The organism is Citrobacter sp. ANG330 (assembly GCF_047467925.1).
Taxonomy (GTDB): Bacteria; Pseudomonadota; Gammaproteobacteria; order Enterobacterales; family Enterobacteriaceae; genus Citrobacter_A; species Citrobacter_A amalonaticus_G.
Window position 1 is genome coordinate 144469 of sequence record NZ_JASJUI010000005.1, and the last position, 15424, is coordinate 159892.

12 protein-coding genes and 1 riboswitch are annotated in these 15424 nt (G+C 55.1%); of the genes, 8 read left to right on the top strand and 4 right to left on the bottom strand.

Annotated elements, in window-relative coordinates; translation table 11 throughout:
- The first annotated feature begins 38 nt into the window (after nucleotides 1–38).
- The 4 genes from sgrR to thiQ all read left to right on the top strand — a co-directional run bounded on the left by sgrR (nucleotide 39) and on the right by thiQ (nucleotide 5232).
- Nucleotides 39–1694: an HTH-type transcriptional regulator SgrR gene (gene sgrR / locus QNN88_RS13430; RefSeq protein WP_414240659.1), complete on the top strand. Its 1656-nt coding sequence runs from the start codon at nucleotides 39–41 to the stop codon at nucleotides 1692–1694.
- A gap of 33 nt (nucleotides 1695–1727) precedes the next feature.
- A riboswitch (TPP riboswitch) is annotated at nucleotides 1728–1948 on the top strand.
- A 32-nt stretch (nucleotides 1949–1980) separates the two neighbouring features.
- Nucleotides 1981–2964: a thiamine ABC transporter substrate binding subunit gene (gene thiB, locus QNN88_RS13435; protein ID WP_414240660.1), complete on the top strand. Its 984-nt coding sequence runs from the start codon at nucleotides 1981–1983 to the stop codon at nucleotides 2962–2964.
- Nucleotides 2940–4550 (top strand): thiamine/thiamine pyrophosphate ABC transporter permease ThiP, encoded by a 1611-nt coding sequence (thiP, locus tag QNN88_RS13440; RefSeq protein ID WP_414240661.1) that lies wholly within the window; start codon nucleotides 2940–2942, stop codon nucleotides 4548–4550. The genes thiB and thiP overlap by 25 nt, the downstream gene beginning before the upstream one ends.
- The gene (thiQ, locus tag QNN88_RS13445; RefSeq protein ID WP_414240662.1) at nucleotides 4534–5232 is read left to right on the top strand and encodes a thiamine ABC transporter ATP-binding protein ThiQ; all 699 of its coding nucleotides are present in this window, start codon (nucleotides 4534–4536) and stop codon (nucleotides 5230–5232) included. Before thiP ends, thiQ begins: the two co-directional genes overlap by 17 nt.
- Nucleotides 5233–5321: 89 nt before the next feature.
- Here thiQ and QNN88_RS13450 read toward each other — a convergent pair whose 3' ends face one another.
- From QNN88_RS13450 to araC, 4 genes are all read right to left on the bottom strand, one after another.
- Nucleotides 5322–6089 (bottom strand): DedA family protein, encoded by a 768-nt coding sequence (locus QNN88_RS13450; RefSeq protein WP_414240663.1) that lies wholly within the window; start codon nucleotides 6087–6089, stop codon nucleotides 5322–5324.
- Nucleotides 6090–6254: 165 nt separating this feature from the next.
- Nucleotides 6255–6677: a hypothetical protein gene (locus tag QNN88_RS13455; protein ID WP_414240664.1), complete on the bottom strand. Its 423-nt coding sequence runs from the start codon at nucleotides 6675–6677 to the stop codon at nucleotides 6255–6257.
- 8 nt (nucleotides 6678–6685) lie between these two features.
- Nucleotides 6686–7525, bottom strand: a complete 840-nt coding sequence (locus QNN88_RS13460) for a hypothetical protein (RefSeq protein WP_414240665.1) — start codon at nucleotides 7523–7525, stop codon at nucleotides 6686–6688.
- A 166-nt stretch (nucleotides 7526–7691) separates the two neighbouring features.
- A complete protein-coding gene (araC, locus tag QNN88_RS13465; RefSeq protein WP_414240666.1) occupies nucleotides 7692–8537 on the bottom strand; it encodes an arabinose operon transcriptional regulator AraC in 846 nt (281 codons plus the stop codon).
- Between the two features lie 339 nt (nucleotides 8538–8876).
- On the opposite strand from araC, the gene araB reads away from it, so the two are divergent.
- From araB to polB, 4 genes are all read left to right on the top strand, one after another.
- Entirely contained in the window at nucleotides 8877–10586 is a 1710-nt protein-coding gene (araB, locus tag QNN88_RS13470) for a ribulokinase (protein ID WP_414240667.1), read from the top strand.
- A 10-nt stretch (nucleotides 10587–10596) separates the two neighbouring features.
- A complete protein-coding gene (gene araA, locus QNN88_RS13475) occupies nucleotides 10597–12099 on the top strand; it encodes an L-arabinose isomerase (protein WP_414240668.1) in 1503 nt (500 codons plus the stop codon).
- A gap of 95 nt (nucleotides 12100–12194) precedes the next feature.
- Nucleotides 12195–12890 (top strand): L-ribulose-5-phosphate 4-epimerase, encoded by a 696-nt coding sequence (gene araD, locus QNN88_RS13480; protein ID WP_414240669.1) that lies wholly within the window; start codon nucleotides 12195–12197, stop codon nucleotides 12888–12890.
- An 84-nt stretch (nucleotides 12891–12974) separates the two neighbouring features.
- Entirely contained in the window at nucleotides 12975–15326 is a 2352-nt protein-coding gene (gene polB, locus QNN88_RS13485; RefSeq protein ID WP_414240670.1) for a DNA polymerase II, read from the top strand.
- Nucleotides 15327–15424: the final 98 nt, after the last annotated feature.

The window sequence follows — 15424 nt, forward strand, 5'->3', positions numbered from 1 at the left end:
AATAAAATTGCTGAGTTTTTCGCAGGAGTTCCCCTTTTATGTCCTCTGGTCGTCTGCAACAACAGTTCATCCGCTTGTGGCAATGCTGCGACGGCAAAGCACAGGACACCACGCTGAACGAACTGGCGGATCTGCTGAGCTGCTCGCGTCGCCATATGCGCACATTGCTCAACACCATGCAGGAACGCGGCTGGCTGACGTGGGAGGCTGAGGTCGGGCGCGGAAAACGTTCACGCTTAACCTTCCTGTATACCGGACTGGCACTCCAGCAGCAGCGTGCGGAAGACCTGCTGGAACAGGACAGGATCGATCAATTAGTACAACTGGTTGGCGACAAAGCCGCCGTACGGCAGATGCTGGTTTCCCATCTGGGCCGCAGTTTCCGCCAGGGGCGCCATATCCTGCGCGTGCTCTACTACCGCCCGCTGCAAAACCTGCTGCCAGGTACAGCGCTGCGACGTTCAGAAACCCATATTGCCCGCCAGATTTTCAGCGCCCTGATCCGCGTAAAAGAGGAAAATGGGGAACTGGAAGCGGACATTGCCCACCACTGGCAGCAAATATCGCCCCTGCACTGGCGCTTTTTTCTGCGTCCGGGGATCCATTTTCACCACGGTCGTGAACTGGAGATGGACGATGTGGTGTCGTCATTAAGGCGCATTAATACGTTACCGCTCTACTCGCACATCAGCGAGATCGTCTCGCCAACGCCCTGGACGCTGGACATCCATCTTTCGCAGCCCGATCGCTGGCTACCGTGGCTGCTGGGCCAGGTTCCGGCAATGATCCTCCCGCGTGAGTGGGAAACCCTGAACAATTTCGCCAGCCATCCGATTGGTACTGGCCCGTACGCAGTGATACGCAATACGCGTAATCAGCTAAAAATTCATGCCTTTGATGACTTCTTCGGTTTTCGCGCCCTGATTGACGAGGTGAATGTATGGGTGTTGCCAGATATCGGCGACGAGCCGAACGGCGGCCTGACGCTGAAAGGCCCTACTGAAGATGAAAAGGCCATCGAGAGCCGACTTGAAGAGGGGTGTTATTACCTGCTGTTCGATGCCCGTACCCATCGCGGCGCCAGTCAGGAAGTCAGAGAGTGGGTCAGTCGTGTGCTCTCGCCCAGCAACCTGCTTTACTATGCCGATGAACAGTATCAGCGCCACTGGTTCCCGGCCTATGGTTTGCTGCCCCGTTGGCATCATGCGCGACCGGGACATGGCGAAAAACCCGCCGGGCTGGAGACGCTCACACTGACCTATTATCACGAACACATCGAACATCAGGTGATTGCGCAGATCATGAGCCAGCTTCTGGCGCAACATCAGGTGAAGCTGAATATTCAGGAGATCGACTACGATCAATGGCATTCCGGGGAAATTGAGAGCGACATCTGGCTTAACAGCGCCAACTTCACCCTGCCGCTCGACTTCTCGTTGTTCGCGCATCTGTGTGAAGTCCCGCTGTTACAGCACTGCATTCCGCTGGACTGGGAAGCCGACGCCGCACGCTGGCGCACCGGCGAGATGAATCTCGCCGTCTGGTGCCAACAACTGCTCGCCAGCAAAGCGATTGTGCCACTGATCCATCATTGGCTGATTATCCAGGGCCAGCGCAGTATGCGCGGCTTGCGCATGAACACCCTCGGCTGGTTCGACTTTAAATCCGCGTGGTTCGCGCCGCCGGATCCATGATTGCCGCAACGCGGCAAAATCACTACACTAACGCCGTTCTCAACGGGGTGCTAATTAAACATACACAAAATCATGCAAGCTGCATCAAGGCGGCAAACGAGTGAATCTCCGGGAGCATAGAACACTATGTGACTGGGGTGAGCGAACGCAGCCAACACAGAGGCGGTTTGAATGATGAAGTGTATGGGCTGAGATAATACCCGTCGAACCTGATCCGGATAACGCCGGCGAAGGGATTTGAGGCTACCGCTCAAAATCCTTTGCCACCCATTTTTTGAGGTGCAAAGTGTTAAAAAAATGTCTTCCCCTTATTCTTCTGTGTGCAGCGCCCGCCTTCGCCAAACCTGTACTTACTGTCTATACCTACGATTCGTTCGCCGCAGACTGGGGCCCTGGCCCGGCGGTGAAAAAAGCCTTTGAAGCCGACTGCAACTGCGAGCTGAAGCTGGTGGCGCTGGAAGATGGCGTGTCGTTACTTAATCGCCTGCGAATGGAAGGGAAAAACAGCAAAGCCGACGTGGTGCTGGGGCTGGATAACAACCTGCTGGAAGCGGCGACGCAAACCCAGCTGTTTGCAAAAAGTGGCGTCGCCAGCGAAGCGGTCAATGTACCGGGCGGCTGGAAAAATGACACCTTTGTCCCGTTTGATTACGGCTACTTTGCATTTGTGTATGACAAAAACAAACTCAAAAATCCGCCGAAAAGCCTGAAGGAACTGGTCGAGAGCGATCAGAAATGGCGGGTGATTTATCAGGATCCGCGCACCAGTACGCCAGGCCTTGGGCTGATGCTGTGGATGCAGAAAGTGTATGGTGACAAAACGCCACAGGCGTGGCAGAAGCTGGCGGCCAAAACCGTCACGGTCACCAAAGGCTGGAGCGAAGCCTATGGCCTGTTCCTGAAAGGTGAAAGCGATCTGGTGTTGAGCTACACCACCTCACCGGCGTATCACATCATCGAAGAGAAAAAGGATAATTTCGCCGCCGCCAACTTTAGCGAAGGTCATTATCTGCAGGTAGAAGTCGCCGCGCGTACCGCGGCCAGTAAGCAGCCTGAGCTGGCGGAAAAGTTCCTCAAGTTCATGATCTCGCCAGCGTTTCAGAAGGCAATCCCCACCGGCAACTGGATGTATCCGGTGGCGAATGTCACCCTGCCCGCCGGGTTTGAACAACTGGCTAAGCCCGCAACCACCCTGGAGTTCACTCCAGCGGAAGTGGCGGCACAACGCCAGGCATGGATTAGCGAATGGCAACGCGCCGTCAGCCGCTAATTGCCGGCTGGCTAATTCCAGGCCTTTGTGCCGCCACGCTGATGGTGGCGGTAGCGCTGGCCGCCTTTCTGGCCTTGTGGTTCAACGCGCCGCAGGCGGCATGGTCCTCGCTGTGGCGGGACAGCTACCTGTGGCATGTGGTGCGTTTTTCCTTCTGGCAGGCCTTTTTGTCGGCAGTGCTTTCGGTGGTTCCGGCCATCTTCCTTGCGCGGGCGCTGTACCGACGCCGCTTTCCGGGGCGGCTGGCTTTGCTGCGCCTGTGCGCCATGACGCTGATCCTCCCGGTGCTGGTTGCGGTATTTGGTATTCTCAGCGTCTACGGACGCCAGGGCTGGCTGGCCTCGCTCTGGCACATGCTTGGGCTGGAGTGGACCTTCTCGCCTTACGGCTTGCAGGGCATCCTGCTGGCTCACATCTTTTTTAATCTGCCAATGGCAAGCCGCCTGCTGTTGCAGTCGCTGGAAAATATCCCCGGCGAGCAGCGCCAGCTTGCGGCACAGCTCGGTATCCGCGGCTGGCAGTTCTTTCGCTTTGTCGAGTGGCCGTGGCTGCGTCGCCAAATCCCGCCTGTCGCCGCGCTGATTTTTATGCTCTGTTTTGCCAGCTTCGCGACCGTACTGTCGCTGGGCGGCGGGCCGCAGGCGACGACCATTGAGCTGGCGATTTATCAGGCGCTTAATTTCGACTACGATCCCGCGCGCGCTGCCATGCTGGCGTTGATCCAGATGGTGTGCTGTCTGGCGCTGGTACTCCTCAGCCAACGATTAAGTAAAGCTATCGCTCCCGGCACCACCCTGGTTCAGGGATGGCGCGATCCGGACGATCGGCTGCACAGCCGTTTAACCGATGCTTTGCTGATTGTCCTCGCGCTGCTGCTGTTGCTTCCACCGTTGTTGGCGGTGATGGTCGACGGGGTGAATCGTCACCTGATGGACGTGCTCGCTCAGCCCATTTTGTGGCAGGCGGTGTGGACCTCGCTGCGTATTGCGCTGGCAGCGGGTCTGCTGTGCGTGATCCTGACGATGATGCTGCTGTGGAGCAGCCGCGAACTGCGCGCCCGTCAGCAGTTATTGGCAGGACAAGCGCTGGAACTCAGTGGGATGCTTATTCTGGCGATGCCAGGCATCGTGCTGGCCACCGGCTTTTTCCTGTTGCTTAACAACAGCATCGGCCTGCCGGAGTCCGCTGACGGCATCGTGATTTTCACCAATGCGCTGATGGCCATTCCCTACGCGCTGAAAGTGCTGGAAAACCCGATGCGCGATGTTACCGCCCGCTACACGATGCTGTGTCAGTCGCTGGGGATTGAGGGCTGGCAGCGGCTAAAAGTAGTAGAGCTACGGGCATTAAAGCGTCCGCTGGCGCAGGCGCTGGCTTTTGCCTGCGTACTGTCGATCGGTGATTTCGGCGTGGTGGCGCTGTTCGGCAATGACGACTTCCGCACCCTGCCATTTTATCTTTATCAGCAAATTGGCTCTTATCGCAGTCAGGACGGCGCCGTCACTGCGCTCTTATTGCTGATCCTGTGCTTTATTTTATTTACCGTTATTGAGACGTTACCGGGGCGAAATGCTAAAACTGACTGACATCACCTGGCTTTATCATCATCTGCCCATGCGCTTTACGCTGTCCGTGGCACGCGGTGAACAGGTGGCGATTCTGGGGCCGAGCGGCGCAGGGAAAAGCACATTGCTGAGTCTGATTGCCGGTTTTCTCAAACCAGCCCGCGGCAGCCTGCTGATCGAAGGAGAAGATCACACCACCACGCCGCCGTCACGCCGCCCGGTGTCGATGCTGTTTCAGGAAAACAATCTGTTCAGCCACTTAAACGTTGAGCAAAACATTGGTCTGGGGCTGGATCCCGGACTGAAATTAAGCGCTGAACAGAAAGAGAAGCGCCGGCATATCGCGCAACAAATGGGGATCGAGACATTGATGGCCCGCCTGCCCGGTGAGCTTTCTGGTGGTCAGCGCCAGCGTGTCGCACTGGCGCGTTGTCTGGTGCGTGAACAGCCCGTGCTGCTGCTGGATGAACCGTTTTCGGCCCTCGATCCCGCGCTGCGCCAGGAGATGCTGACGCTGGTAAGCGATATCTGCCATGCCCGGCAACTGACGCTGCTGATGGTTTCACACAGCGTGGAGGATGCGGCGCGCATCGCGGCGCGCTCTGTCGTCGTGGCCGACGGTCGCATCGCCTGGCAGGGCGATACGAATGAGCTGCTGAGTGGCCGAGCCAGCGCCTCGGCGCTGTTAGGCATTAAAGAATAATGGATTGCCGGATGGCGCTTACGCTTATCCGGCCTACGCGGATTCCTGTCTGTAGGCCGGATAAGCGTAAGCGCCATCCGGCAGAAATATCAGTAGCCCACCACTTTTCGCAGAATATCGATGTACATCGGCATCAGCGGGTGACGCAGCAACGTCACCAGCGCGACAATCCCCATCCCCAGCACCACCGGCGCCAGCCAGAGCAGGCGTCCTTTTGGCAGGTAGGGCGTTAAGCGGTCCGTTGCAGCTTTTCCGCTGCGCCACAGGCGCCAGCACAACCAGCCACCGAGCCACAGCAGGATGGCTGTCGCCAGCAGCAGCCACTTAAACTCACCGCTTTGCATCCCCGCCGGAATATCAATTGCCGCACCCGCCAGAATCCCCGGCAGAAAATAAAATGGCGGCCAGAGCAGGCAGCCAATAATGTTGGGCGTGATGAATTTCGCCACCGGCAGATCGAGCATTCCGGCGACCATCGGCACCAGCGGGCGGGTTGGGCCAACGAAGCGTCCCACCAGAATCGTGAACATACTGTGCTGATGCAGCGCATGCTCGGTTTTATCGAGCAGCGCCTTGTTCTTTTTCATGAACGACCAGCGATGCAGCGGTTTTTTGAAACGCCAGCCCAGCCAGAACGAGATCCAGTCGCCAAGCAGACAGCCGACAATTCCCGCCAGCCATGCATGCCAGAAGTTGAGTTCCCCGCTGCCGATCAGGGCGCCCAGCCCGGCCATCAATACCGTTCCCGGTAAAATCAACCCCACCAGCGCCAGCGATTCCAGAAAGGCCACCAGCGCCACAGCAATCAAAGCGTACATGGCGGACTGGAGAATAAAGTGTTCCAGCAATGCTTGCATAATGCGTCCGTCAGTTTTACGAAACAGGGATTCTGCAAACCCATCCCTGCGACGTCAAGCGACCAATCATCTGAATAGTTACAGGTTATGACATCTTTACGGACACATCATTCACTTTTTCTTCACAACCGGCGCAACAGCATGCTGCAAGTCCAGGCATTTGAGTCATTTCACGGTTTCGTAGTATTCCAGTTCAAGGGCATCCCTTTTTTGGTATACACAAAACCGTTGGTAGTTATCAGCGTAATCATGCTGATCATGATACACCCACAAACAATTATATTTTACTGAAGGACTTAATTGCTGCAAAAAATCTAATAAACATGCTTTTTTAGCAGTAATATCAGTAATACCCCTCCACTTTATGACAACATATGTATGTTGATCATCCAGGTCATAATAATGTTCATATTCAACTTCTTTTGATAGTTGTGGTACCTTTTTCAGAAGGTCAGGGGTATATAACCAGTAAGAAAGAATATCATCACGTCTGTAATGATGATCCCCTGACATCAAAGCAAAACAGCCAAAGAAGACAATAAAAGGGAGCAGAAGTAATGACAATAATAGTAAAATCCATTTTTTCATGTTCACCATTACCTCTGTGGTGAGTGAGAGTGAAGAAGAAAAAAAAGTGGACGTTCAAAGGGAGAGTCAGCATAATTTATCGTATTAGATACTGAACCATAAAGCTCATGATTTATCCTGTCTTTATTCTTAAAAAAACCATCGACAGGACTATTATGAAACTGATTATACATTACACCGGTAAAACCGCCATCCAGCGGTTTTATATAATCCAACCAGTCGGGAAGTTTTTTCCTGATAGGTTCACCATATTTAAAGGGAGTCATTGTGCTGAATAAATAGGGGAAAAATCCTGTATTCTTATAATGACCGATAGGATCATGGGAATCCCAGATCTGTAGCGCTGTGTCATATGACACAGGATTCGCTAGCCATAGTGGGTCTGGCCCTCCTCCAAATACACGATAAAACCCTACTAAATCAGATAACAAATCCTCAACGCTAAATCCGCTATCTGTATACCAATTGAAGAGTATAGAGTCTTGCCATGCTTCAAATCTTTTTGCAGTTCCGTACATAAGAGTCAGCGCGACTCTTGCTTTCATTGCAGGAGTGAGACAGGAGCGAACCATCACCTGAGTCAAGACACCAGTATGAAAATCTATATTAACATCAAGTATCTTTTTCCTTATACCCATTTCCTGATAATAATCTATGGAATAATACCAATCATTTAAGGACTCATAATACATAGCGCCAAATTCGTTCTCCAACTTTGTTTTTAACACTCGGGCATCATTTCCTTGTGCATGTCCCAAATCAATCCACCCTAACTTCTCCGTATACACTAAACCCTTTCGTTTTGTCGTAGCAAACATGCCATCAGTAATATCATTACGATTGCTCATTATGCGTCTCCTTTGCGGAGAGCATAATTCACTCTATTTTCAATTCACAAATGCTATTTTTTTATTAATCCTTTAGAACCATTCATTATTATGATACATTGCAGCGTAAAAATAGATTAGTCAGTGAGCGTCATTGCGACTTCACAACGGCGCTCAGAAAATAACTTTATTCACAACCGGCGCGGAACTCGCTCGGACTGGCGCCGGTGCATTTTTTAAAGACGCGGGAAAAATAGAGCTGGTCGTCGAACCCGACATTACGCCCGACGGTGGCAATCGGCATGCGTGTTGTACTGAGCAGCAGTTTCGCCTGGCTGATACGTTGATCCTCACGCCAGCTCAACACGCTGATCCCCAACTGCTGGCGGAACAGGTGCGACAGGCGCGATGGCGACAGGCAGACATGCTGGGCAACGCTGGCAATATCGAAGTGGCTGTCCGCCAGATGATCGCTGATGTACTGACAGGCATCGCGCACGCGGTTATCCATCGGCGGATGCAGCGAGGCGTTGATCGCCTCCATGCGCCTCAGTAGTAACTGCTCCAGCAGGTTGATCGCCAACAGTTCGCAGTAGCGCCCTTCTCCCTGCCCGGCACTGATGATCTGGCCGAACAGTTCATTAAAATGCGGCTGGAGCGCCTCGTCCGGACGGAAAAATCCGGTCTGCGCAAAAATAGGCGGCCAGGTCAGCCACTCCTGCCAGTATGCACGGGGGCGGAAGTAAACCCACTGGTGATACCATTCGCTGGCATCCGGATGGCGCCCGTAGTGATGAATTTCGCCTGGCGGGAACAGCAAAATATCGCCAGGTCGACAGACAAACTCCCTGCCGTGATTTTTGATCACCCCTTCACCCCGAATCGTGAGGTTAAGGATATAACCTTTCATCCCCAACGGCCTGTCGATAAAAAAATCCAGATAGCCGTTGGCGTCTATCGGCGTTAAACCCGCAACCAGATGCGCGTTAAACGAGTACCCCGGCAGGAGAGGGTCATTTTGCGGTTCAGCCATAATTTCACGACTCCCGAGGTTCGGTAAGGAAACAAATTGTCCATATTACGCAAGGCAGCCTTGTTTGCGCCCTGCTTCGCCGCCGCATTATCGCTGGCAGTCCATCAACCCCGCTTGTGAAAAGCATTATGTAACAACTCAGCGCGATGACTGCGGCAAAAACGGGTAACAAAAGTGTCTATAACTGGAGCAGAAATGTCCACATTGATTATTTGCACGGCGTCACACTTTGCGATGCCATAGCATTTTAATCCATAAGATTAGCGGATCCTACCTGACGGTTTTTATCCCTACTCACTACTGTTTCTCCATACCCGTATTTCTGGATGGAGTAAGAGGATGGCAATTGCAATTGGCCTCGATTTTGGCAGTGATTCTGTGCGCGCACTAGCAGTGGAATGCGCGACCGGCGAAGAGATCGCGACCAGCGTAGAGTGGTATCCACGCTGGCAGGAGGGGCGTTATTGCGACGCGCCGAACAACCGGTTCCGCCATCATCCACGCGACTATATCGAATCGATGGAAGCGGCGCTGAAAAGCGTGCTGGCTGAGCTGAGCACGGCGCAGCGCGCGGAAGTCGTTGGGATTGGCGTCGACAGTACCGGCTCAACGCCAGCCCCCATTGATGCTGACGGCAATGTCCTTGCGCTCCGGGAAGAGTTCGCGGAAAACCCGAACGCGATGTTTGTCCTGTGGAAAGACCACACGTCGGTGGAAGAAGCCGAAGCCATTACCCGTCTGTGCCACTCGCCGGGCAAAGTAGATTACTCCCGCTACATTGGCGGCATTTACTCCAGCGAATGGTTCTGGGCCAAAATTCTTCACGTCACCCGCGAGGACAGCGCCGTCGCCCAGGCCGCCGCCTCCTGGATTGAACTGTGCGACTGGGTGCCCGCCCTGCTTTCTGGCACCACGCGCCCGCAGGATATCCGCCGGGGTCGCTGCAGCGCCGGGCACAAATCGCTGTGGCATGAAAGCTGGGGCGGTCTGCCGCCCGCCAGCTTCTTCGACGAACTCGATCCGATCATTAACCAGCATTTACCGTATCCCCTTTTTACCGACACCTTCACCGCCGATCTGCCGGTCGGAACGCTCTGCAAAGAGTGGGCGCAACGCTTGGGTCTGCCAGAAAGCGTGGTGATCTCCGGAGGCGCGTTCGACTGCCATATGGGCGCGGTTGGCGCAGGCGCACAGCCCAACGCGCTGGTGAAAGTCATTGGAACCTCCACCTGCGACATCCTGATTGCGGACAAACAGAGCGTCGGTGAGCGTGCCGTGAAAGGTATTTGCGGCCAGGTCGATGGTAGCGTGGTGCCTGGTTTTATTGGCCTGGAGGCGGGTCAGTCTGCCTTTGGCGACATCTACGCATGGTTTGGACGCATTCTCGGCTGGCCGCTTGAGCAGCTCGCCGCGCAGCATCCTGAACTGAAAGAGCAGATTAAAGCCAGCCAGAAACAACTCCTGCCCGCGCTGACCGACGCCTGGGCGAAAAATCCGTCGCTGGATCATTTGCCAGTGGTGCTTGACTGGTTTAACGGCCGCCGTACGCCGAACGCAAACCAGCGTCTGAAAGGGGTGATAACGGATCTGAATCTGGCCACGGATGCTCCGGCGCTGTTTGGCGGACTGATCGCCGCGACCGCCTTTGGCGCGCGCGCCATTATGGAATGCTTTACCGAACAAGGTATTGCCGTTAACAACGTGATGGCGCTGGGCGGCATCGCCCGGAAAAACCAGGTCATTATGCAGGCCTGCTGCGATGTCCTGAACCGTCCGCTACAAATTGTCGCCTCCGATCAGTGCTGTGCGCTGGGGGCAGCCATCTTCGCCGCCGTGGCAGCCAACGTGCATGCCGATATCCCTGCCGCCCAGCAAAAAATGGCGAGCGCGGTGGAAAACACGCTGCAACCTCGCCCCGCGCAGGCCCAACGTTTCGAACAGCTTTATCGCCGCTATCAGCAATGGGCGGTAAGCGCTGAACAACATTATCTTCCGACTGCCGCCCCGGTAAATCACACACCGGCTGATCAGGCAACCCTGACTCACTAAGGACACGACAATGACTATTTTTGATAATTATGAAGTGTGGTTTGTAATTGGCAGCCAGCATTTGTACGGCCCACAGACGCTGCATCAGGTCACTCAGCACGCGGAGCACGTCGTCAAGGCGCTGAATACCGAAGCGAAACTGCCCTGCAAACTGGTTCTGAAACCACTGGGGACCTCGCCGGATGAGATCACCGCCATTTGCCGTGATGCCAACTATGACGATCGCTGTGCGGGTCTGGTGGTCTGGCTGCATACCTTCTCTCCGGCCAAAATGTGGATCAACGGCCTGGCGATCCTCAACAAACCGCTGCTGCAATTCCACACCCAGTTCAATGCCGCCCTGCCGTGGGACAGCATCGATATGGACTTTATGAATCTGAATCAGACTGCGCATGGTGGCCGCGAGTTCGGCTTCATCGGCGCGCGTATGCGTCAACAACACGCGGTGGTCACCGGCCACTGGCAGGATCAGCAGGCGCACAAACGTATCGGCGCCTGGATGCGTCATGCCGTATCGAAACTCGATACCCGTCATCTGAAAGTGTGCCGCTTTGGCGACAACATGCGCGAAGTGGCTGTGACCGATGGTGATAAAGTCGCCGCGCAGATCAAATTTGGTTTCTCGGTGAACACCTGGGCAGTGGGCGATCTGGTGCAGGTGGTGAACGCCGTCAGCGACGGTGATATCAATGCGCTGATCGATGAGTACGAAAGCTCGTATACCCTGACCCCCGCCACCCAGGTTCACGGCGACAAACGCCAGAACGTGCTGGAAGCGGCGCGTATCGAACTGGGCATGAAGCGCTTTCTGGAACAGGGCGGCTTCCACGCATTTACCACCACTTTTGAAGATTTGCACGGTCTGAAACAGCTTCCGGGTCTGGCCGTACAGCGCCTGATGCAGCAGGGCTACGGCTTTGCGGGCGAAGGCGACTGGAAAACTGCCGCTCTGCTTCGCATCATGAAAGTGATGTCTACCGGTCTGCAGGGCGGCACCTCCTTTATGGAGGATTACACCTATCACTTCGAGAAAGGCAACGATCTGGTGCTCGGCTCCCACATGCTGGAAGTCTGTCCGTCGATCGCGGTGGACGAAAAACCGATCCTCGATGTCCAGCCTCTCGGCATTGGCGGTAAAGACGATCCCGCCCGTCTGATTTTCAATACGAAGACCGGCCCGGCGGTAGTCGCCAGCCTGATCGACCTCGGCGATCGCTATCGTCTGCTGGTCAACTGCATCGACACCGTGAAAACCCCGCACTCGCTGCCGAAACTGCCGGTTGCCAACGCGCTGTGGAAAGCCCAACCGGACCTGCCGACCGCGTCCGAAGCGTGGATCCTGGCCGGCGGCGCGCACCATACCGTCTTCAGCCATGCGCTGGATCTCAACGATATGCGTCAGTTCGCCGAAATGCACGATATCGAAATCGCCGTGATTGATAACGATACCCGCCTGCCCGCCTTCAAAGACGCGCTGCGCTGGAACGATGTGTATTACGGGTTTAAACGTTAAGCGAATGGTTGCCTGATGGCGCTTTGCCGATCGGACCTACATTTCTGTGTAGGCCCGATAAGGCGTTTACGCCGTCATCAGGCAGGGAGAAAAACATGCTAGAAGATCTCAAACGCCAGGTACTGGAAGCGAATCTGGCGCTGCCAAAGCACAACCTGGTCACGCTCACCTGGGGGAACGTCAGTGCCGTCGATCGCGACCACGGCGTCTTTGTCATTAAACCTTCCGGCGTTGATTACAGTGTGATGACCGCTGACGATATGGTGGTTGTCAGCATCGCGACGGGTGAAGTGATTGAAGGTCAGAAAAAGCCCTCGTCCGATACGCCCACCCATCGTCTGCTGTATCAGGCCTTTCCCACCATTGGCGGTATCGTGCATACCCATTCGCGCCACGCGACTATCTGGGCACAGGCCGGACAGTCCATTCCGGCAACGGGCACCACGCACGCCGACTATTTCTACGGCACCATTCCCTGCACCCGCAAAATGACCGACCATGAGATCAACGGTGAGTATGAGTGGGAAACCGGCAAGGTGATCGTCGAAACCTTTAAGATGCATGAAATAGACGCCGCGCAAATGCCAGGCGTACTGGTGCATTCACACGGTCCCTTCGCGTGGGGGAAAAACGCCGAAGACGCGGTGCATAACGCCATCGTCTTAGAAGAGGTCGCCTATATGGGCATTTTCTGCCGCCAGCTCGCGCCACAGTTACCTGATATGCAGCAAACGTTGCTGGATAAGCATTACCTGCGCAAGCACGGCGCTAAAGCCTATTACGGGCAGTAGCGCCGATAAAGACTGTATAAAACCCCAGCACAGCGTACTGAACCAGGCTATAATCATGCCTGGTTTTTTTAATGGATAAACAGCGTGGCGCAGGCAGGTTTTATCTTAACCCGGCACTGGCGGGATACGTCGCAGGGAACCGAAGTCTCCTTCTGGCTGGCAACAGACAGCGGGCCTTTGCAGGTATCGCTTGCGCCGCAGGAATCCGTTGCGTTTATCCCCACCGCGCTTACCGCCCGCGTCACGTCGTTATTAAGTGGGGAAAATGGCTACCGCCTGGTGCCGCTTAACCTCAACGATTTTCATCGGCAACCCGTTTCGGGTCTTTACTGTCGTTCGCATCGCCAGTTGATGCGACTGGAAAAGCTGCTGCGTGAGAACGGCGTGACGGTTTATGAAGGCGATGTCCGTCCGCCGGAGCGCTATCTGATGGAACGCTTTATCACCTCACCGGTATGGGTCGAAGGTGAGCAGCGCAACGGAGCGATCGTCAACGCGCGATTAAAACCCCATCCCGACTATCGTCCGCCGCTCAAATGGCTTTCTCTGGACATTGAGACAACGCGCCACGGCGAGCTGTACTGTATTGGTCTGGAAGGCTGCGGGCAGCGCGTTGTCTATATGCTCGGCCCCGAAAATGGCGATGCCTCAACGCTTGATTTCCAGCTTGAGTATGTCAACAGCCGCCCACAACTGCTGGAAAAACTGAACGAGTGGATTGCCCGTCACGATCCCGACATCATCATCGGCTGGAACGTGGTGCAGTTTGACCTGCGCGTGTTGCAAAAACATGCTGAGCGCTACCGTATTCCCCTGCGTTTTGGCCGCGATAACAGCGAACTCGAATGGCGTGAGCACGGTTTTAAAAATGGCGTTTTTTTCGCCCAGGCCAAAGGGCGACTGATTATTGACGGCATTGAAGCGCTGAAATCTGCGTTCTGGAATTTCTCGTCATTTTCGCTGGAGACCGTTTCGCAGGAACTGCTTGGCGAGGGTAAATCGATCGATAATCCCTGGGATCGCATGGATGAGATAGACAGACGTTTTGCCGAAGATAAACCCGCGCTCGCGACCTACAATCTGAAAGATTGCGAGCTGGTGACGCGGGTCTTTCATAAAACCGAGATCGTGCCGTTCCTGTTAGAACGCGCTACGGTTAACGGTTTACCGGTCGATCGTCACGGCGGTTCCGTTGCCGCGTTCGGCCACCTCTATTTTCCACGTATGCACCGCGCCGGATACGTTGCGCCGAACCTCGGTGAAGTGCCGCCCCACGCCAGCCCCGGCGGTTACGTGATGGATTCGTGTCCCGGCTTGTATGATTCGGTGCTGGTGCTGGATTACAAAAGCCTGTACCCCTCGATCATTCGCACCTTTTTGATAGACCCCGTGGGTCTGGTGGAAGGGATGGCGCACCCGGATCCCGAACACAGTACCGAAGGATTTCTCGACGCCTGGTTCTCGCGGGAAAAACACTGCCTGCCAGAGATCGTGACGTCGATCTGGCAGGGTCGTGAGGAGGCAAAGCGCCACGGCAACAAACCGCTTTCTCAGGCGCTGAAGATCATCATGAATGCCTTTTACGGTGTGCTCGGCACGACGGCCTGTCGTTTCTTCGATCCCCGCCTGGCGTCGTCGATCACCATGCGCGGTCACGCGATCATGCGCCAGACCAAAGCGCTGATTGAGGCCCAGGGCTATGACGTGATTTATGGCGACACCGACTCCACCTTCGTCTGGCTGAAGCGCGCCCACACAGAAGAGGAAGCGGCGAAAATTGGCCGCGCGTTAGTGGCGCACGTCAACGCCTGGTGGACGCAATCGCTTCAGGAGAAGAACCTTACCAGCGCGCTGGAACTGGAGTATGAAACGCATTTCTGTCGCTTTCTGATGCCCACTATCCGTGGGGCGGATACCGGCAGCAAAAAACGCTACGCGGGTCTAATTCAGGAAGGAGAAAGCCAGCGCATGGTGTTTAAAGGTCTGGAAACCGTGCGTACCGACTGGACGCCGCTGGCGCAGCAGTTCCAGCAAGAATTGTATCTGCGTATTTTTCGTCACGAGCCGTATCAGGATTACGTGCGTGAAACCATTGATCGGCTGATGGCTGGCGAACTGGACGATCGTCTGGTCTATCGCAAGCGCCTGCGCCGACCGTTGAGCGAATACCAGCGCAACGTTCCGCCACATGTACGCGCCGCCAGACTGGCTGATGAAGAGAATCTGAAGCGAGGGCGCCCGGCGCAGTACCAGAACCGCGGCACCATTCACTATGTCTGGACCCTGAACGGCCCGGAGCCAAAGGATTATCAACACTCGCCTCTGGATTACGAGCATTACCTGACGCGCCAGCTCCAGCCCGTCGCGGAAGGAATTCTTCCGTTCATTGATGATAACTTTGCTACACTACTGACAGGCCAATTAGGGTTATTTTGACGCGTGACGAATCCATCGCCATCCATTACCATAGCGCCCTTTCCATTCCTGGACCCAATTTACCTTGCTGCCACCGTTTTTCTCTGGCAGAGGGTGAT

What these genes read in the sequence shown, in the direction of transcription:
- sgrR (WP_414240659.1), top strand. Translation starts at nt 39, where the DNA reads ATGTCCTCTGGTCGTCTGCAACAACAGTTCATCCGCTTGTGGCAATGC.
- thiP (WP_414240661.1), top strand. Translation starts at nt 2,940, where the DNA reads ATGGCAACGCGCCGTCAGCCGCTAATTGCCGGCTGGCTAATTCCAGGC.
- thiQ (WP_414240662.1), top strand. Translation starts at nt 4,534, where the DNA reads ATGCTAAAACTGACTGACATCACCTGGCTTTATCATCATCTGCCCATG.
- QNN88_RS13450 (WP_414240663.1), bottom strand. Translation starts at nt 6,089, where the DNA reads ATGCAAGCATTGCTGGAACACTTTATTCTCCAGTCCGCCATGTACGCT.
- QNN88_RS13455 (WP_414240664.1), bottom strand. Translation starts at nt 6,677, where the DNA reads ATGAAAAAATGGATTTTACTATTATTGTCATTACTTCTGCTCCCTTTT.
- QNN88_RS13460 (WP_414240665.1), bottom strand. Translation starts at nt 7,525, where the DNA reads ATGAGCAATCGTAATGATATTACTGATGGCATGTTTGCTACGACAAAA.
- araC (WP_414240666.1), bottom strand. Translation starts at nt 8,537, where the DNA reads ATGGCTGAACCGCAAAATGACCCTCTCCTGCCGGGGTACTCGTTTAAC.
- araB (WP_414240667.1), top strand. Translation starts at nt 8,877, where the DNA reads ATGGCAATTGCAATTGGCCTCGATTTTGGCAGTGATTCTGTGCGCGCA.
- araA (WP_414240668.1), top strand. Translation starts at nt 10,597, where the DNA reads ATGACTATTTTTGATAATTATGAAGTGTGGTTTGTAATTGGCAGCCAG.
- araD (WP_414240669.1), top strand. Translation starts at nt 12,195, where the DNA reads ATGCTAGAAGATCTCAAACGCCAGGTACTGGAAGCGAATCTGGCGCTG.